19 protein-coding genes are annotated in these 17,426 nt (G+C 67.6%); 15 read left to right on the top strand and 4 right to left on the bottom strand.

What is annotated here, in order from left to right; genetic code table 11:
• Positions 1 to 322: 322 nt before the first annotated feature.
• On the bottom strand, positions 323 to 1,099 hold the full coding sequence (locus AB4Z27_RS22935; RefSeq protein ID WP_441645330.1) for an enoyl-CoA hydratase: 777 nt from the start codon (positions 1,097 to 1,099) through the stop codon (positions 323 to 325).
• A gap of 252 nt (positions 1,100 to 1,351) precedes the next feature.
• Here AB4Z27_RS22935 and AB4Z27_RS22930 point away from each other — a divergent pair, with 252 nt between their 5' ends.
• The 4 genes from AB4Z27_RS22930 to AB4Z27_RS22915 are packed head-to-tail and all read left to right on the top strand — an operon-like array spanning position 1,352 to position 5,528.
• Positions 1,352 to 1,912 carry a YSC84-related protein gene (locus AB4Z27_RS22930; protein ID WP_441645329.1) on the top strand — a complete coding sequence of 187 codons (561 nt, stop codon included), beginning with the start codon at positions 1,352 to 1,354 and terminating at the stop codon, positions 1,910 to 1,912.
• A gap of 22 nt (positions 1,913 to 1,934) precedes the next feature.
• Entirely contained in the window at positions 1,935 to 3,239 is a 1,305-nt protein-coding gene (locus AB4Z27_RS22925) for an LssY C-terminal domain-containing protein (protein ID WP_441645328.1), read from the top strand.
• Positions 3,236 to 4,462, top strand: a complete 1,227-nt coding sequence (locus AB4Z27_RS22920) for an LssY C-terminal domain-containing protein (protein WP_092299006.1) — start codon at positions 3,236 to 3,238, stop codon at positions 4,460 to 4,462. The genes AB4Z27_RS22925 and AB4Z27_RS22920 overlap by 4 nt, the downstream gene beginning before the upstream one ends.
• The gene (locus tag AB4Z27_RS22915; RefSeq protein WP_092299009.1) at positions 4,449 to 5,528 is read left to right on the top strand and encodes a hypothetical protein; all 1,080 of its coding nucleotides are present in this window, start codon (positions 4,449 to 4,451) and stop codon (positions 5,526 to 5,528) included. Before AB4Z27_RS22920 ends, AB4Z27_RS22915 begins: the two co-directional genes overlap by 14 nt.
• A 13-nt stretch (positions 5,529 to 5,541) precedes the next feature.
• Here the strand turns inward: AB4Z27_RS22915 and AB4Z27_RS22910 are convergent, their stop codons facing one another.
• The gene (locus AB4Z27_RS22910) at positions 5,542 to 5,766 is read right to left on the bottom strand and encodes a hypothetical protein (protein WP_255370941.1); all 225 of its coding nucleotides are present in this window, start codon (positions 5,764 to 5,766) and stop codon (positions 5,542 to 5,544) included.
• 307 nt (positions 5,767 to 6,073) lie between these two features.
• Between AB4Z27_RS22910 and paaG the strand changes: the two genes are divergently transcribed.
• The 3 genes from paaG to paaK are packed head-to-tail and all read left to right on the top strand — an operon-like array spanning position 6,074 to position 8,686.
• Positions 6,074 to 6,898: a 2-(1,2-epoxy-1,2-dihydrophenyl)acetyl-CoA isomerase PaaG gene (gene paaG / locus AB4Z27_RS22905; RefSeq protein WP_441593349.1), complete on the top strand. Its 825-nt coding sequence runs from the start codon at positions 6,074 to 6,076 to the stop codon at positions 6,896 to 6,898.
• 52 nt (positions 6,899 to 6,950) lie between these two features.
• Positions 6,951 to 7,385: a hydroxyphenylacetyl-CoA thioesterase PaaI gene (paaI, locus tag AB4Z27_RS22900; RefSeq protein ID WP_441593351.1), complete on the top strand. Its 435-nt coding sequence runs from the start codon at positions 6,951 to 6,953 to the stop codon at positions 7,383 to 7,385.
• Positions 7,382 to 8,686: a phenylacetate--CoA ligase PaaK gene (gene paaK, locus AB4Z27_RS22895; protein WP_092299017.1), complete on the top strand. Its 1,305-nt coding sequence runs from the start codon at positions 7,382 to 7,384 to the stop codon at positions 8,684 to 8,686. Before paaI ends, paaK begins: the two co-directional genes overlap by 4 nt.
• 21 nt (positions 8,687 to 8,707) lie before the next feature.
• On the opposite strand, the gene mltA is transcribed toward paaK, so the two are convergent.
• Complete coding sequence (mltA, locus tag AB4Z27_RS22890) at positions 8,708 to 9,802, bottom strand: murein transglycosylase A (RefSeq protein WP_441645327.1); 1,095 nt, start codon at positions 9,800 to 9,802, stop codon at positions 8,708 to 8,710.
• A 179-nt stretch (positions 9,803 to 9,981) separates the two neighbouring features.
• Between mltA and AB4Z27_RS22885 the strand changes: the two genes are divergently transcribed.
• A complete protein-coding gene (locus AB4Z27_RS22885; RefSeq protein ID WP_092299023.1) occupies positions 9,982 to 10,179 on the top strand; it encodes a hypothetical protein in 198 nt (65 codons plus the stop codon).
• Positions 10,180 to 10,192: 13 nt separating this feature from the next.
• On the opposite strand, the gene apaG is transcribed toward AB4Z27_RS22885, so the two are convergent.
• On the bottom strand, positions 10,193 to 10,567 hold the full coding sequence (gene apaG / locus AB4Z27_RS22880; protein ID WP_092299026.1) for a Co2+/Mg2+ efflux protein ApaG: 375 nt from the start codon (positions 10,565 to 10,567) through the stop codon (positions 10,193 to 10,195).
• 260 nt (positions 10,568 to 10,827) lie between these two features.
• Between apaG and rpe the strand changes: the two genes are divergently transcribed.
• From rpe to AB4Z27_RS22845, 7 genes are all read left to right on the top strand, one after another.
• Complete coding sequence (gene rpe, locus AB4Z27_RS22875; protein ID WP_092299461.1) at positions 10,828 to 11,529, top strand: ribulose-phosphate 3-epimerase; 702 nt, start codon at positions 10,828 to 10,830, stop codon at positions 11,527 to 11,529.
• A gap of 17 nt (positions 11,530 to 11,546) precedes the next feature.
• Complete coding sequence (gene gph / locus AB4Z27_RS22870; RefSeq protein WP_092299029.1) at positions 11,547 to 12,293, top strand: phosphoglycolate phosphatase; 747 nt, start codon at positions 11,547 to 11,549, stop codon at positions 12,291 to 12,293.
• 450 nt (positions 12,294 to 12,743) lie between these two features.
• Entirely contained in the window at positions 12,744 to 14,261 is a 1,518-nt protein-coding gene (gene trpE, locus AB4Z27_RS22865; protein WP_092299031.1) for an anthranilate synthase component I, read from the top strand.
• Between the two features lie 23 nt (positions 14,262 to 14,284).
• Positions 14,285 to 14,854 (top strand): aminodeoxychorismate/anthranilate synthase component II, encoded by a 570-nt coding sequence (locus AB4Z27_RS22860; RefSeq protein WP_441593356.1) that lies wholly within the window; start codon positions 14,285 to 14,287, stop codon positions 14,852 to 14,854.
• 56 nt (positions 14,855 to 14,910) lie between these two features.
• Positions 14,911 to 15,939, top strand: a complete 1,029-nt coding sequence (gene trpD, locus AB4Z27_RS22855; RefSeq protein ID WP_092299037.1) for an anthranilate phosphoribosyltransferase — start codon at positions 14,911 to 14,913, stop codon at positions 15,937 to 15,939.
• A gap of 6 nt (positions 15,940 to 15,945) precedes the next feature.
• Entirely contained in the window at positions 15,946 to 16,749 is an 804-nt protein-coding gene (trpC, locus tag AB4Z27_RS22850; RefSeq protein WP_441645326.1) for an indole-3-glycerol phosphate synthase TrpC, read from the top strand.
• 15 nt (positions 16,750 to 16,764) lie between these two features.
• Positions 16,765 to 17,418: a CYTH domain-containing protein gene (locus AB4Z27_RS22845; protein WP_092299043.1), complete on the top strand. Its 654-nt coding sequence runs from the start codon at positions 16,765 to 16,767 to the stop codon at positions 17,416 to 17,418.
• Positions 17,419 to 17,426: the final 8 nt, after the last annotated feature.

Genomic DNA, 17,426 nt, shown 5'->3' with positions numbered 1-17,426 from the left:
GATTATGAAGAACAACCTGCGTTTCGTCAACAGGTCAGCGAAGTTTTTTTCGCTGCGGTCAGCGCTGGAAAACTCCTCAGCCCGACCACCCATCAACCCCGCAACCCTTGTCGCTGCTGCGTTTGCAGCGCGGTTTGTGTTGCGAGGGGACGAATAGTAGGCCCGTTTCCAAGGCTTTGCAACACGCTTGTCATGCCACCGTGCGTGACAAGCGCGCATTATCCAGACAAACCCTTGATCGATAAGGAAATTCCACTCCGCAGAATATTTTTGCCGCGGGATAATACCCCTCAACTGGCCTCGGGTATTCCCTAGTCAGTACTCAACGATGCTTGAAATCAGGTGCGCGTTTCTCCACAAACGCGGCCATGCCTTCCTTCTGGTCTGCCGTGGCGAAGGTGGCATGGAACAGCCGGCGCTCGAAGTGGACGCCTTCATTCAGTGTCGTCTCATAGGCGGCGTTCACGGATTCCTTGATCATCATGACCACGGGCAGCGAATAGCTCGCGATGGCGTCCGCCGCGGCGAAGGCTTCCTCGAGCAACTTGTCGGCGGGCACCACGCGCGATACCAGCCCGGCACGTTCCGCCTCCGCCGCGTCCATCATGCGGGCCGTCAGGCACAAATCCATCGCCTTGGCCTTGGAGACCGCGCGCGGCAGGCGCTGGGTGCCGCCGGCGCCGGGCATGGTGCCGAGCTTGACCTCGGGCTGGCCGAACTTCGCGCTATCCGCCGCGAGGRTGATGTCGCACATCATCGCCAGCTCGCAGCCGCCACCCAGCGCGTAACCGGCCACCGCGGCAATCACGGGCTTGCGGATGCGCCGGATGGTTTCCCAATTCCGGGTGATGTAATCGCCCTTGTAGACGTCGATAAACGAATACTTCGCCATCATCCCGATATCGGCACCCGCCGCGAAGGCGCGCTCGCTGCCAGTAATGACGATGCAGCCGATCGCCTCGTCCTGGTCGAATGCGGTCAGCGCGGCACCGAGTTCGTCCATCAGCGCGTCGTTCAGCGCRTTCAACGCCTTGGGGCGGTTCAGCGTCATCAGGCCAACGCGCCCGCGCGTATCCACCAGGATGTTCTCGTACGACATGTCTGCTCCTCTCTCTCTATCAATGGGATTAGGTCTGCTGCCAGCCCACGATACTGGCGCGCGGGCGGCGTGGCGGTCAAGCGGGAAGACCGGCGCGACGCTTGCGCGGCGCCATACCGTCGCCTAATCTGAACCCACGATTTTGCGGTAACACTTACAAAAAGCGCCGCACCTCCTATTGCGCCGAGCGGCATCCCAGATGCTTTGCCAGCATCCGCATTCGACCCCGTCGATGCGGAGAAGGGAGCCATCATGAATCGTCGCACGGCCACATTCTCCTTAATCCCCCTGATCGCCTTCCCMGGCCTCGCCTTTGGCGCGAGCAAGGCGGAAGAGCAGGCTGAAGTACGCAAGGCTGCGCAAAATGCCCTGAATGCGCTTTACAAGGCGCAGCCGGMGGCGCGCAAGCAGGTCGAGTCCGCCGCCGGCTACGCCGCGTTCAGTAACTTCGGCATGAAGATCCTGCTGGCGGGGAGCGGCAAGGGGGAAGGCATCGCCGTCAACAACAAGACCAAGTCCATGGTCTATATGAAGATGGTCGAGTTGCAGGCCGGGTTGGGCATCGGCGTGAAGAAATTCCAGATGGTCTGGGTGTTCGAGAACGACAAGGCGCTGAACGAATTCATCAACTCTGGCTGGACGATTGGGGGGCAAGCGACCGCCGCCGCGAAAACCGGTGACAGCGGCAGCGCCTTCCAGGGCGCGGTGGCCGTCGCGCCGGGGATCTGGGTCTACCAGATCACGGACAGCGGGCTGGCCGTCGAACTGACGGCCAAGGGCACCAAGTATTACAAGGATGAAGACCTGAACTGAGTCGCCCTGCGCGTGCGCCGCCATGTCGCCCGGGCATTCGCGGGCCGGACTGGCCGCCTGGGTGGCGGCGACCATCGGCATGGCCGTGCTCGTGACCGSTTGCGCCGGCCCGGCGCCCGAGTCCGGCGCCGGCTACCGGGACCGCATGCGGTCACGTTCGGAYGGCGGCGTCAACGTGTCSGTCTCGGTCCTGTCCGCGACGGAGAGCGAAGCGCTCTACGGGGTGCCGCTGGCGAAGCGGGGCATGCAGCCGGTCTGGGTCGAGATCGGCAATGAGACAGATCGCCCGATCTGGCTCATGTACGTAGGACTGGACCCCAGCTTCTTCCCCAGCTCCGAAGCCGCCGATRTCTTTGCCGCCGAYGCCTCCCGCGAAGCGCGGCGCGAGGCCGCCGAGCGATTTGGCCGCCTCGCCTTCCGCAACCCGGTACTCCCCGGCCAAACCCGTTCGGGCATGGTCCTGACCCACCTCGAGGAAGGCGTCAAGCTGATCCAGCTCGACCTCGTCGCCAAGGACCACGCCCACGCCTTCTCGATCTTCACCGTCGTGCCGGGCTTTCGCGGCGATTACCAGACCAGCGCCGTCTTCCGCCGCGAGGTCTATCCGCCCGACCAGATTCGGGACTACGACGATGACGACGCCTTCCGCGCGGCGCTCGAGGCCCTGCCCTGCTGTGCCACCAACGAGGGCGGCAGCAAGCCCGCCGATCCGCTCAACCTGGTGATCGTTGGCGGGCTGGACGATGCCTTCCCGGCCCTCGTGCGCCGCGGCTGGCGGCCGACGGAGACCAAATGGTCGGGCGCCATCATGCGAGTTGTCTCATCGGCACTCTCAGGCGAGCGCTACCTCAACGCGCCCGTCAGCGATCTCTACCTGTTCGGCCGCCCGCAGGACCTCGCGCTGCAGAAGGCGCGCGACACCATCCACCAGCGCAACCACCTSCGSCTCTGGCTCAGCCCSCTGCGCTATCGCGGCAAGCCGGTCTGGGTCGGCCAGATCAGCCGCGACATCGGCAGCCGCCTGACCATCCACTCGCCCACGCTGACCACGCACAAGATCGACCCGGATGTCGATGAAGCCCGCACCGCGCTGGCCGAGGACATGGCGTATTCGCAAAGCCTGGTGATGATCGGTTACGCCTCGGGCGTCGGCGCCGCCCCGCCCGAGCAGCCGCGCCAGAACCTGACCACGGACCCGTACTACACCGATGGGGACCGCCTGGTGATGGTGTTCGACCGCCGGCCCGTGTCGCTGGACAGCATCCAGTTCTTCCGCTGGCAGGACCACGACGCCCAGCGCCGGGCCACCCCGGGGATCGGCCGATGACCCTGCGGCGATTCTCCCTGCGCTGGCTGCCCGCGCTCTTCCCGATGACGTTCCTCGCCTGGCTGCTGGCCGGCTGCTCCACCTGGCAGCCGCCAACCACAGACGCGGTGACCGCGCTGCGCGCCCGCGCGGAGACCACGTCCAAGCAGGGCATCACGCTCCGCGCCGCCGTGCTGAGCCAGGCCGACACCGACCGGATGTTCGGCATCGACATCCGGGGCACGGGGGTCCAGCCGGTATGGATCGAGGTGGAGAACGCCTCCGAGCGGTCGATGATCCTGCTCCGCACCGGCACCGATCCGGACTACTTCTCGCCGCTCGAAGTGGCGTGGTCCGTGCATAGCTGGTTCGACCGCAAGTCCAACGCGCGGCTGGACGAGTGGTTCAACCGGCAGGGCTTCCGCAATCCGATCCCGGCCGGCGCCACCCGCTCCGGCGTGGTGTTCACCAATCCGTCGCGCGGCACCAAGCTGCTGAATGTCGAYCTGCTCGGCGATCAAACCCTGATCGCCTTCACGCTGTTCCTGAGCGTGCCGGACGATGCCAGCCACCCGGACTTCTCGCGCAAGCTGTTCGCCTATCCGCCCGCCGCCGTGACGGACTATCCCGACCTCGGCAGCCTGCGCGCCGCGCTGGAGCGCCTGCCCTGCTGTGCGACGGACGCCGCCGGGCAGGGCGTGGGCGAGCCGCTGAACGGCATCGTCGTCGGCGCCGTGGCGGATTTCAGCGCGGCCATGATCCGCCGCAACTATCGGCGCAACCAGCAGGACTTCGACAACGCCCAGCGCGTGTTCGGCCGGATTCCGGACGCGGTGCTGCGCAAGCAGGCGCAGGCGGGGGCGCCGGCCACGTGGATCCGCGTCTGGCTGGCGCCCATCAGCTATCAGGGGCGGCCGGTGTACCTGCTGCAGGTTGGCCGCCCGGTGGGGGGGCGCTTCGCGGCGGCCGATGTCGCGCAGCTGATGCATGGGGATGTCGATGAGGCGCGCAACCTGATGGTCCAGGACTGCATGTATTCGGAGGGCCTGGAGAAGCTGGCCTTCGTCCGGGGCCCCACGCCGGTGCCGCTGGCGCAGGAGCGGGCCACCTTCAGCGGCGCCCACTACCACACCGACGGGCGGCGGGCGGTGATGTTCTTCGTGCTCCGCCCGCTGAGCCTGTCGGACATCGACATCCTGGACTGGGAGCCGATCGTCGAAGGGGAGTCCCATGCGCGCGAGTAGCCTGGCGTTGGTACTGGCGTTGGCGTTGGCCYTGGCGGGCTGCGCCTCGAAGCCGCTGGTGCCCTACTCCACCGAGACCCCGCCGCTGGTCCTGCTGCCCGCCGCCGCCGCCGGCGTGGGCGATGGGCGGGCGCGCTTCCGCGAGATCTTCTGCGCGATCCTGCAGACCCGCCAGCAGACYGTGCCCGACTATCGCCCGTGCGAGGAAGCCCTGACGCGCGTCGGCACGGAGCCGTCCGGCACCGGCAAGCCGGCCGACCTCGGCCCTGCGCGCCGGCCACTGGTGGCGATGGTCGTGCCCGGCATCGGCTTCAATTGCTTCGCGCCGTGGCTGAATCCGCCCGATGCCGTGGGCAAGCACCTGCGCGAGTTCGGCTATGACGGGGCGATGCTGTCGGTCGATGCGCTGTCCAGTTCSGCCTACAACGCGCGCCAGATCCGCGACGCGGTCATGGCCACSCCGCTCGACCCCGCTGGGCCGCGACTCGTACTGATCGGCTATTCGAAGGGCGCGCCGGACATCCTCGAGGCCCTGGTCAACTACCCGGAGATCCTCGGCCGCGTGGCGGCGGTGGTCAGCGCGGCGGGCGCGGTGGGCGGCTCGCCGCTCGCCAACGATGCCGAGCAATATCAGGCGGACCTGCTCCAGCACTTCCCCGGCTCCACCTGCCAGCCCGGCGATGGCGGCGGCGTGATGAGCCTGCGGCCGGCCGTCCGCAAGGCCTGGCTGGCGGCACATCCGTTGCCGGCGGGGCCGCGCTACTACTCACTGGTGACGTTTCCCCAGCCGGGGCGTATTTCGTCGATCCTGACGTCGAGCCATGAGAAGCTGGCGCAGATCGATCCCCGCAATGACAGCCAGATGCTGTTCTACGATCAGGTGATTCCGGGCAGCACGCTGCTGGCCTACGTCAATGCGGACCATTGGGCACTCGCCGTGCCAATCGCCCGCACGCGCACCACCGTCGCCGCGCTGTTCGTCACGCAGAACGCCTACCCGCGCGAGGCGCTGTCAGAGGCGCTGCTGCGCTATATCGACGAGGAACTGGCGAAACCGGCGCGCTAGATCCCTCCGCCTATTAATACTTGATGTCGCGCGCGGTCTCCCGGCCTTGCTGCTTGGTCTGGCGCTTGTCCTGCCGGCACTGCGGATTGCTCTTCTGGTCGTTGGCGCGGCAATCCTGCTTCGTCTCCCGCGATCCCTGACGGGTGTCCTGGCGCACGTCGCGCCCTTCGCGGCGTTGCTGGGCCTGCTCGGTGGCCGAGGCCGTGGCGGGCACCACGGGTAATACCAGCGCCGCCATCAGGACGGCCAGCCATGGATTCCATTTGCGCATACGGGCCTCGCAGAGGTGATGAAAGCGCTAGCTCACGCGCTAACCGTAGTCGAAGGGCAAGAATTGTCAAATCTGCGAGGGGATGGCAGTCGGCCTGATCGAGGCGGCTGCGCGTAACCCCATCTTGCGCCCAATCCGCAGGCCTACTATTATTTGCCGACCGACTGGTCGGTTTATTTAATTGCGCGCGATGGCTGTCTACAATGGCCGGGCGCGCATCGTGGCGTCAGATCCACTCACCGACCCGGAGAACAATATGGCGCAGGAGACAACCATGCCCCCATCCTCATCGTCGGCCACGGCCCGGGCGACGCTCGACGCCGGCCCGATCCTGCTGCGCTGGCAGGGCGACGTGGCCGTGGTCACGCTGAACCGCCCCGACAAGCTCAACAGCTTCACGCACCAGATGCACGAGGCGCTGGTCGCCGCGCTCGACCACGTGGAAGCCGGCGGCGCCCGCGCCCTGCTGCTGACCGGTGCCGGACGCGGTTTCTGCGCCGGCCAGGATCTTGCCGATCTCGATTTCACGCCCGGCCACAGCACCGACCTCGGCGAACTGATCGACACCTGGTTCAACCCGCTCATCCGCCGCCTCCAGGCGCTCCCGCTGCCCGTGGTGGCGGCCGTCAATGGCACGGCAGCCGGCGCTGGCGCCAACCTCGCGCTGGCCTGCGACATGGTGCTGGCGGCTCGCTCGGCCTGCTTCATCCAGGCCTTCGTGAAGATCGGCCTGGTGCCGGACTCCGGGGGCACCTGGCTGCTGCCCAAGCGGCTCGGCATGGGCCGCGCGATGGGGCTGGCGATGACCGGCGACCGACTCAGCGCCGAAGAGGCCGAGAAATGGGGCCTGGTCTGGGAAGTCATGGACGACCCCCTGCTGGCCGAACAGGCGATGGCGCTGTCCACCCACCTCGCCGCCCAGCCCACCCGCGCGCTGGCGGCGATCAAGCGGGCGATGTACGCCAGCGCCACGAACACGCTCGACACCCAGCTCGACCTCGAACGCGACCTCCAGCGCGACCTCGGCCAGTCGCACGACTACACGGAAGGCGTGAACGCCTTCCTGGCGAAACGCGCCCCGCACTTCACCGGCCGATAGCCCGCTGCCCAACATCGCCCCCTATATATATAGACAGCCCGAGGAGACCCGCTTGCCCCAAGACCCCCAGGCCCTSGCCGAAGCGGCCGCCGCCGCCATGTATGAGGCCGATGCGTGCAGCCGCTGGCTCGGCATCGTCGTGGAAGCCGTGCGCCCCGGGTACGCCCGGCTCTCGATGCCGGTGCGGCCCGAATTTCTCAACGGCCACGGCATCTGCCATGGCGGGCTGATGTTCACGCTCGCCGATTCCAGCTTCGCGTTCGCCTGCAACAGCCACAACATCAACACCGTGGCCGCCGGCTGTTCGATCGAGTTCCTGCGCCCGGTGCACGGCGGCGACGTGCTGACGGCCGAGGCCCAGGAGCAGGTGCTGTCCGGCCGCCACGGCGTCTACGACATCCGCGTGTCCAACCAGGCCGGCGAGCCGGTGGCGATGTTCCGGGGCAAGTCCGCCCAGATCAAGGGCCACGTGGTGGAGCCGACATGAGCGCGCGCCTCACCGACCTGCCGCTGGAGCCCATCGAGACCGCCAGCCGGCAAGACCTCCAGGCCCTGCAGCTCGATCGCCTGAAATGGTCCGTGCGCCATGCCTACGACCATTCGCCGGTCTATCGGCGCAAGTTCGACGCCGCCGGGGTCCATCCGGACCAGATCCAGTCGCTGGCGGACCTGGCGCGCTTTCCGTTCACCACCAAGCAGGACCTGCGCGACCACTACCCGTTCGGCATGTTCGCCGTGCCGCAGGACCAGATCGCGCGCATCCACGCATCCTCCGGCACTACGGGCAAGCCCACGGTGGTCGGCTACACACTGCGCGATATCGAYACCTGGGCCACGGTCATGGCGCGCTCGATCCGCGCCTCSGGCGCGCGGCGCGGCGACAAGGTCCACGTCAGCTACGGCTACGGCCTGTTCACGGGCGGGCTGGGCGCGCACTACGGGGTGGAAAAGGCCGGACTGACGGCAATCCCGTTCGGCGGCGGCCAGACCGAGCGCCAGGTGCAACTGATCCAGGACTTCAAGCCCGAAATCATCATGGTCACGCCCAGCTACATGCTGGCGATTGCCGATGAATTCGAGCGGCAGGGCATCGACCCGGCCAGCACCTCGCTGCGCATCGGCATCTTCGGCGCCGAGCCGTGGACGCCCGAGATGCGCCTGGCCATCGAGCGCCGCATGGGCATCTCGGCGGTCGATATCTACGGATTGTCCGAGGTGATGGGCCCCGGCGTGGCCAACGAATGCGCCGAGACCAAGGACGGCCCGACGATCTGGGAGGACCACTTCTACCCCGAGATCATCGACCCGGACACCGGCGAAGTGCTACCCGATGGCGAGTTCGGCGAACTGGTCTTCACCTCGCTGACCAAGGAGGCGATGCCGGTGGTCCGCTACCGCACGCGCGACCTCACGCGGCTGCTGCCGGGCACGGCGCGCGCCGCGTTCCGCCGGATGGAGAAGATCACCGGCCGCACCGACGACATGATGATCGTGCGTGGCGTGAACGTGTTCCCGTCGCAGATCGAGGAATTGATCCTGAAGCACGCCGAACTGGCGCCGCACTACCAGTGCGTGCTGGGCAAGGAAGGGCCGATGGATACGCTGACGGTGCGCGTGGAATGCGCCCACGGCGCCGAGCCCGAGGGGGCGCAGCACGCCCGGTCGGGGCTGGTCCACGATATCAAGGCGTATATCGGCGTCACCGCCGCCATCGAGATCCTGCCCGAAGGCGGCGTGGAGCGGTCGGTGGGCAAGGCGCGGCGCATCGTGGATCAACGGCCGCGCTAGCCCGAAGTGGAAGGCTGCCGCTTAGCTGCGCGGCATCAGCACCCACATCCGGCCGCCCTGCTTCATGCGGCCGGCCGTCTCGCCGGCGGCGTCGCCGGCACCCCAGAAGAAGTCGGCCCGCACGCCGCCCTTGATGGCCGAGCCGGTGTCCTGCGCGAACATCAGGCGCTGGATCGGTTCGGTCGAGAGCGGCCGGGTGGTCGAGAGGAACACCGGCACGCCCAGCGGAATCGTGGCCGGATCGACGGCAATCGACCGCTCGGCCGTCAGCGGCACGCCCAGCGCGCCGACCGGACCGTCGTTGTTCGCGGGGAGTTCGCGGAAGAAGACGTAGCGCGGATTCACGTTGAGCATCTCCTCCACGCGGGCCGGATTGGCGCGCGCCCACGCCTTGATGCCCTGCATCGTGGCCTGCGCGGACGTGATCTCGCCCCGGTCGAGCAGCCATTTGCCGAAGGACCGGAACGGCTGGTCGTTGGTGCCACCGAAGCCGACGCGCATCACCGAGCCATCGGGCAGCCGGATACGGCCCGAACCCTGAATCTGGAGGAAGGCGGCTTCCACGGCGTCGTCCACCCACACCACCTCGTTGCCGCGCAGCGCCGGGTTGCGCAGCAGYTCGGCCCGGGCCGGCAGCGCGCCCTTGCCCAGTTGCGGCGGACGGCGGTACAGCGGAATCTGGAAGGTGCCCTGGCGCGTGCGCGATCCGTGCAGGATYGGCTCGTAATAGCCGGTGATCAGGCCGCTATCGGTGCCGTCGCCATTGATCACGCGGAACGGCTGGAAATGGGTCTCGAARTACTCGCGCATGGCGGCGAGGTCGCCGGCATCCACCATCAGGCCGACCGCGCAGACGCGGTTCCAGTCRGCGCGCTTCTTCAGGGCCTGGCAGCTGGCCTGCAGCGCGGGCCAGGCGGCGCGCACGTCGTCCTGGCTCCAGCCGCCGATCTCGGCCCAGCTCGCCGGCTGCAGCCGGCCGGCGTTGGCGGAGGGCGGCGGCGTCRGGGTGCCGGGCGTGCCGCCCGGGCCTTCCACGCGCGGCGGCGGGCCGCTCATGCAGCCGGCCAGCAGCACGGCTGCCCCGGCCAGCGCCAGCCACGTGCGCCATCCAGCCATGGATGTCACCGATTTCCCGCCCGTTGCCGGCCGGTTGCACGGAGATACCGCCCCAAAGGATTCCTGATATGCCATCGTCTTCGTTGTTAGCACCGTGCGCGCGCTGCACGGCGGCACGCATGTCCTACAATCTCGTACCTGTCTGACCGATCCACGCCTCGATCCCGATCCTGATCCCGATGAGCCAGTTCTTCGAAGACCATCCCACCCTGCTGCTCGCGGCCGAAGCCGGCGTGGCGCTGTTGCTGCTGATCTTCATCGTGGTCTGGACCATGGGCACGGCGCGCAAGCATCCGCGCCCGAGCCGCGCGCCCAAGGATCATCCATCCCGGACCGCCGAGGCACCGAAGGACGCAGACCCGCCGCCCGCCGCCTGAGTTCCCGCCAGTCTTAGTGGAGCATGCGCGGCAGCACCAGCGCGAACTCGGGAATCGGCACCTCGAAGCGATGGCCATCCTCGGCCACGCAGAAGTACAGGCCCTTCATCGACCCCACCGGGGTGGAAATCGTCGCCCAGCTCGTGTATTCGAAGTGCTCGCCCGGCTTGAGCAGCGGCTGATGGCCCACCACGCCGAGGCCGGCCACTTCCTGCGCGGCGTTGTCGCTGTCCGTGATGGTCCAGTGGCGCGAAATCAGCTGCGCGGCCACTTCGCCGGTGTTGTGGATGGTGATGGTGTACGCGAACGCGAAACGTCCGCGATCGGGGTCCGACTGGTCGGGCAGGTACTGGGTGCGTACCGCCACGGAAAAAGCGTACTCGCTCATTGCTGGCTCATGCGTCGACCGGGATCGACGGATCGGATGGAGGATCGGGGCGGCCTGCGGCGCCAGGCGCCACGGTCGGGTGTCCGCATTGTGCGGCAAGGCCCCGGCAGGGGCAAGCGGGCGGATTTTGGGCGTGGTTGGGCGGGATTCTGGGCGACGCCGGCGCCAGGGGCCCGGTCCGGCGTAAAATACGCGCCATTCCCATGCCGACGATCCGGATGCCGGCCGGGCCACCCGCCCCGCCCGCACCGCCCCACACCATGAGCACGCCCACCTACCGCATCGCCCCGTCCATCCTGTCCGCCGACTTCGCCCGCCTGGGCGAGGAAGTGCGCCGCGTCACCGAAGCCGGCGCCGACTGGATCCATTTCGACGTGATGGACAACCACTACGTGCCGAACCTGACCGTGGGCCCGCTGGTCTGCGAGGCCATCCGCCCGCACGTGACCGCCCCGATCGACGTGCACCTGATGGTGCGCCCGGTAGACCGCATCATCCCGGACTTCGCCAAGGCGGGCGCCAATATCATCACCTTCCACCCGGAGGCGAGCGATCACATCGACCGTTCGCTGGCCCTCATCCGCGACCACGGCTGCCAGGCCGGCCTGGTATTCAACCCGGCCACGCCGCTGCACCACCTGGACCATGTGATGGACCGCCTGGACGTGATCCTGCTGATGTCCGTCAACCCGGGCTTCGGCGGCCAGTCGTTCATTCCCGAGACACTGAACAAGCTGCGCGCCGTGCGCGCCCGCATCGACGCCTACACGGCCCGCACCGGCCGGCAGATCCTGCTGGAAGTGGACGGCGGCGTGAAGGTGGACAACATCGCCGAGATCGCCGCGGCCGGCGCGGACACCTTCGTGGCCGGCTCCGCCGTGTTCAGCAAGCCGGACGCCGATGGCGGCTACCGCGGCGTCCTCGGCCAGCTGCGCGACGCGCTGGCCACGGCTGGCCGTTGAGCGGGCGGGCCGGACAGATGGGTCTTGAAATCCTGCGCCGCACGGACTGGAGCGGCATCGAGGCGGTGATCGTCGATCTGGACGGCACCATGGTCGATACGGCGGGCGACTTCCACGCCTCCGTCAACGCGATGCTGCTGGCGTTGGCGCACCTGCATCCGCACCTGGGGCCGGTGGCGCCGATGTCCACCCAGGAGATCGTCAGCTTCGTCGGCAAGGGCTCGGAAAACCTGATCCGCCGGGTGCTGGACGCGCGCTTCTCGCCGCTGCACGCCAACGGGCTGTTCGCCGAGGCCTACGCGCTCTATGACCGCGAGTACGTGCGCATCAACGGCCAGTTCTCGGCGCTCTACCCCAATGTGCGCGAGGGGCTGGCGGCGCTGAAGGCGGCCGGGTTGCGGCTGGCCTGCGTGACCAACAAGCCCTGGAATTTCACCGAACCGCTGCTGGCCAAGACCGGCCTGGCGCCGTTTTTCGAACTGGTCTACGGCGGCGACGCCTTCGCGCTGCGCAAGCCCGATCCGTTCCCGCTGCTCAGGGTGGCCGAGGCATTCCGCCTCGATCCGGCCGCCGTGCTGGCCATCGGCGACTCCGAAAACGACGCGCAGGCGGCCCGCGCGGCCGGCATGGGTGTGCTGTTGGTGCCATATGGCTACAACCATGGGAACCCTGTACAAGGCGTTGACGCCGATGGTATAGTCCCCGACATTGCCCGCGCCGCAGCGCTTGTTACCGCACAGCGCGCACAGCGGGTACCACGCTGAAAACTCCATGTTTCTCAACCGCAAACGCATCTTTTCTGGCAGTGATCGGCAGGCCTGGCCCTGGCGTCGCTGGCGCGCCTCTGAACAGGCGTAAAGTGCGTTCGCGAGTCACCTGACGGACTTGCCGGGCCGGACCAAGCTGCTTCACGCGGCCAGCCGCCCCCGACGAGTTCCGGTTCCGCCGGACCCGGCCCCGCCACACCAGGCCGGCCTCCGCGCCGATCCCCAGATCCCTCCGCCAGCGCCGTAGCCGCATGTGCTACGGTTAGCTCAAGAACGCGCCGCACGCCACGCCCGGCCGTGTGCGCGCTTGTGCGCCTTCGTGCAAGCCCTTCGCACCACGGTCCGCCCCCGGGGCGGGTTGCCAGCGTTGCGCCAGCCCTCCCCTGCCGACACAAGCGGTGCCGCGCCCCACATCCGATACGCGGGTGCCGCAAGAAGAGGATCGACATGACCGAACTGGAATTCAAATCGCTGGCCGACCAGGGCTACAACCGTATTCCGATCATCGCCGAGGCGCTGGCCGACCTGGAGACGCCGCTCTCGCTCTATCTGAAGCTGGCTCAGTCGCAAACGCGCGGCGTGAACACCTTCCTGCTGGAATCGGTGGTGGGCGGTGAGCGCTTCGGCCGCTATTCGTTTATCGGCCTGCATGCCCGTACGCTGCTGCGCGCCTACGGCCAGCGCGCCGAGGTGGTCACCGACGGCAAGGTCGTCGAGACCCATGAGGGCAATCCGCTCGACTTCATCGCCACGTTCGAGAGCCGCTTCAAGGTGGCCATGCGCCCCGGCCTGCCGCGCTTCTGCGGCGGCCTGGCCGGCTACTTCGGCTACGACGCGGTGCGCTATATCGAGAAAAAGCTCGCCGACAGGCAGAAGCCGGACGATCTCGACCTGCCCGACATCCAGCTGCTGCTGTGCGAGGAACTGGCGGTCATCGACAACCTGTCCGGCAAGCTGTACCTGATTGTCTACGCCGACCCGACCACCCCCGAAGCCTACCCGCGCGCCCGCCAGCGCCTGCGCGAACTGCGCATGAAGCTGCGCCAGCCGGTGGACGTGCCGGTGACCAGCCCGTCCGTGCAGTCCGAGGTCTACCGCGAATTCGCCAAGGCGGACTACATCGCCGCCGTGCACAAGGCCAAGGAATACATCATGGCCGGCGACATGATGCAGGTGCAGATCGGCCAGCGGCTGGTCAAGCCGTACCGCGACTCGCCGCTGTCGCTGTACCGCGCGCTGCGCTCGCTGAACCCGTCGCCCTATATGTATTTCTACAATTTCGGCGATTTCCAGGTGGTGGGCGCCTCGCCGGAGATCCTGGTGCGCCAGGAAACCCGCAAGATGGGCACGAACGGCGATGCCGACAGCAAGCACATCGTGACGATCCGCCCGCTGGCCGGCACGCGCCCGCGCGGCAGCACGCCCGAGCGTGACGCCCAGCTCGCCACCGAACTGCTCAACGATCCGAAGGAGATTGCCGAGCACGTGATGCTGATCGACCTGGCGCGCAACGACATCGGGCGCATTGCCGAAACCGGCACGGTCAAGGTGACCGACAAGATGGTCATCGAGAAGTACTCGCACGTGCAGCACATCGTCAGCTCGGTGGAAGGCACRCTGCGCGAGGGCATGAGCAATCTGGACGTTTTGCGTGCCACCTTCCCGGCCGGCACGCTGTCCGGCGCGCCCAAGGTGCGGGCGATGGAAATCATCGACGAACTGGAGCCCCGCAAGCGCGGCATCTATGGCGGCGCGGTGGGCTACCTGTCGTTCGGCGGCGAAATGGACCTCGCCATCGCCATCCGCACCGGCATCATCAAGGACGGCAATCTCTATGTGCAGGCTGCCGCCGGCATTGTCGCGGACTCGGACCCCGAGGCCGAATGGAGGGAAACCGAGGCGAAGGCGCGCGCCGTGATCCGCGCCGCCGAGCAAGTCCAGGACGGCCTGGACGCCGACCTCTGACCCCAGGAACTGGAGAAACGACCATGCTGCTGATGATCGACAACTACGATTCGTTTACCTACAACCTGGTGCAGTACTTCGGCGAACTCGGCGCCGACGTGCGGACCTACCGCAACGACGAGATCACCCTCGAGGAGATCGAGGCGCTCAACCCGGAGCGCATCTGCGTGTCGCCCGGCCCGTGCAGCCCGAAGGAAGCCGGCATCTCGGTGGCCGTGCTGCAACACTTCGCGGGCAAGATCCCGCTGCTGGGCGTGTGCCTCGGCCACCAGGCCATCGGCGAGGCATTTGGCGGAAAAGTGATTCGCGCCAAGCAGGTGATGCATGGCAAGGTCAGCACCATCGAAACCACCCAGGAAGGCGTGTTCGCCGGCCTGCCCCGGCACTTCGACATCACGCGCTATCATTCGCTGGCGATCGAGCGGGAGACCCTGCCCGATTGCCTGGAAGTGACCGCGTGGACGCCGGACGGCGAGATCATGGGCGTGCGCCACAAGACGCTGGCCGTGGAAGGCGTGCAGTTCCACCCGGAATCGATCCTGTCCGAACACGGCCATGCGCTGCTGGCCAACTTCCTGAAGGTGCCGCGATGAGGCGGCTCGATCCCGCAACGTTCGCCCCCGCCCCCGACCCTATTCAAGAATCCGCCATGTCCATCACGCCGCAGGAAGCGCTGACGCGCTGCATCGAACACCGCGAGATCTTCCATGACGAGATGCTGCACCTGATGCGGCAGATCATGCAGGCGCAGATCTCGCCCGTGATGGCGGCCGCCATCCTGACCGGGCTGCGCGTCAAGAAGGAAACCATCGGCGAGATCTCGGCGGCGGCGCAGGTGATGCGCGAGTTCGCCAACAAGGTGCCGGTGACGGACCGCGACAATTTCGTCGATATCGTGGGAACGGGCGGCGATGGGTCGCATACGTTCAACATCTCCACGGCGTCGATGTTCGTGGCGGCAGCCGCCGGCGCGAAGATCGCCAAGCACGGCAACCGGGGCGTGTCGTCCAAGTCGGGCAGCGCCGATGTGCTGGAGGCGCTGGGCGTGAACATCATGCTCACGCCGGAGCAGGTCGGCCAGTGCATCGAGCAGACCGGCATCGGCTTCATGTTCGCGCCGACGCACCATCCGGCCATGAAGAACGTCGCCCCGATCCGCAAGGAGATGGGCGTGCGCACCATCTTCAACATCCTCGGCCCGCTGACCAACCCGGCSGACGCCCCCAATATCCTGATGGGCGTGTTCCACCCGGACCTCGTYGGCATTCAGGTGCGCGTGATGCAGCGCCTGGGCGCCAAGCACGCCATCGTCGTGTACGGCAAGGACGGCATGGACGAGGTCTCGCTCGGYGCCGCCACGCTGGTSGGCGAACTCAAGGATGGCGAGGTGCGCGAGTATGAGATTCACCCGGAGGACTTCGGCCTGTCGATGATCTCCAACCGGGGCCTGAAGGTGGCCGATGCCGTGGAATCGAAGGAGATGCTGCTCGAAGCGCTGACCGATGTGCCGGGTACGCCGCGCGAGATCGTCACGCTGAACGCCGGCACCGCGCTCTACGCAGCCAACGTGGCCAGCTCGATCGAGGACGGCATCGAACGCGCCCGCAAGGCCATCGCCAGCGGCGCCGCCCGCGAGAAGCTCGACCAGTTCGTGCGTGCCACGCAGCAATTCAAGTAATCCGCCATGTCCGACATCCTGCAAAAAATCCTGGCCGTGAAGGCCGACGAAGTGGCCGCCGCGCGCAAGAAGCGCGACCTGCCCAGCCTGCGCGCCGAGGCCGAGGCCCTGCGCACCGAGCCCGGCCTGGCGCCGCGCGGCTTCGAGCGGTCCCTGCGCGAGAAGATCGCGGCGGGCCACGCGGGCGTGATTGCCGAGGTCAAGAAGGCATCGCCGTCCAAGGGCGTGCTGCGCGAGCATTTCGTGCCCGAGGCCATTGCCGAGAGCTACGCCAGCCACGGCGCGGCCTGCCTSTCCGTGCTGACCGATGTGAACTTCTTCCAGGGCCATGCCGATTTCCTGAAGCGCGCGCGCGGGGCCTGCCCGCTGCCGGCGCTGCGCAAGGACTTCATGGTCGACCTGTATCAGGTCTACGAGGCCCGTACCTGGGGCGCCGACTGCATCCTGCTGATCGTGGCCGCGCTGGACCCGGGCCTGATGGCCGAACTGGAAGCCTGCGCGCTGGAACTGGGCATGGACGTGCTTGTGGAAGTGCACGGCGCCGACGAACTGGACCACGCGCTGCGCCTCAAGACCCCGCTGGTCGGCGTGAACAACCGCAATCTGCGCACCTTCGAGGTCTCGCTGGACAACACGCTGGACCTGCTGCCGTCGATGCCGCCGGAGCGGCTGGTGGTCACGGAGTCCGGCATCCTCGGCCCGGCCGATGTGAAGCGGATGCGCGACGCCAACGTCAACGCGTTCCTGGTGGGCGAGGCGTTCATGCGCGCGCCGGATCCGGGCGTGGAACTGGCACGGCTGTTCGCATAACGACGGATCGCTGCCATGCCGCGTGAAATCGAACTGAAGCTGGCCGTGCCAGACGCCGCGCTGGCGGCCGTGGCCGCGTGGCTCGATGCCAACGGCGAGGCGCGCGGCGAAACCACGTTGCTCAACGTCTACCTGGACACGCCCGCGCGCGACCTCGCCCGCCAGCGTGCCGCGCTCCGACTGCGCCAAAAGGGCGACCAGAAGGGCAGCCAGTGGCTCCAGACGCTGAAGACCGCCGGCAGCAGCCAGGGCGGGATGGCCTCGCGCAACGAGTGGGAGTGCGACGTGGCCGGCGAGGCCATCGAGCTGTCCCGCTTCCCCGACGAGGCGCGCGCCGTGCTGGCGCCGCTGGCCGACCATCTGGCGCCGGTATTCCGCACCGATTTCGTCCGCCGCACATGGATCGTCATGCAGGACGGCGCGCGCATCGAAGCCGCGCTCGATACYGGCAAGATCACCGCGCCGGGGCAGGCCCAGGTCGAGACCATCCAGGAACTCGAACTCGAATGGCTGCCGGGCGATGACAACGGCGGGGCCGACGACAGCCAGCTTGCCGAAGCCGCGCTGCGTGCGTTCGCCGCGCGGCTGTCCCATGTGGCGCCGCTCACCCCGTCCGATCTGAGCAAGGCCGCGCGCGGCTATCGCCTGACGGGCGGCGAACTCTCCTGACKCTCTCC

Source organism: Cupriavidus sp. KB_39 (assembly GCF_052114485.1).
In the GTDB taxonomy this organism is placed as follows: Bacteria; Pseudomonadota; Gammaproteobacteria; order Burkholderiales; family Burkholderiaceae; genus Cupriavidus.
The sequence above is the reverse complement of the archived record's forward strand: the minus strand, read 5'-3'. Positions and strand labels throughout refer to the sequence as shown.

Bases quoted from the DNA above. Each gene is read 5' to 3' on its own strand.
- paaG (WP_441593349.1), top strand. From the start codon at position 6,074: ATGCCCCCATCCTCATCGTCGGCCACGGCCCGGGCGACGCTCGACGCC.
- gph (WP_092299029.1), top strand. From the start codon at position 11,547: ATGGGTCTTGAAATCCTGCGCCGCACGGACTGGAGCGGCATCGAGGCG.
- AB4Z27_RS22860 (WP_441593356.1), top strand. From the start codon at position 14,285: ATGCTGCTGATGATCGACAACTACGATTCGTTTACCTACAACCTGGTG.
- AB4Z27_RS22910 (WP_255370941.1), bottom strand. From the start codon at position 5,766: ATGGCGGCGCTGGTATTACCCGTGGTGCCCGCCACGGCCTCGGCCACC.
- AB4Z27_RS22885 (WP_092299023.1), top strand. From the start codon at position 9,982: ATGAGCCAGTTCTTCGAAGACCATCCCACCCTGCTGCTCGCGGCCGAA.
- rpe (WP_092299461.1), top strand. From the start codon at position 10,828: ATGAGCACGCCCACCTACCGCATCGCCCCGTCCATCCTGTCCGCCGAC.
- apaG (WP_092299026.1), bottom strand. From the start codon at position 10,567: ATGAGCGAGTACGCTTTTTCCGTGGCGGTACGCACCCAGTACCTGCCC.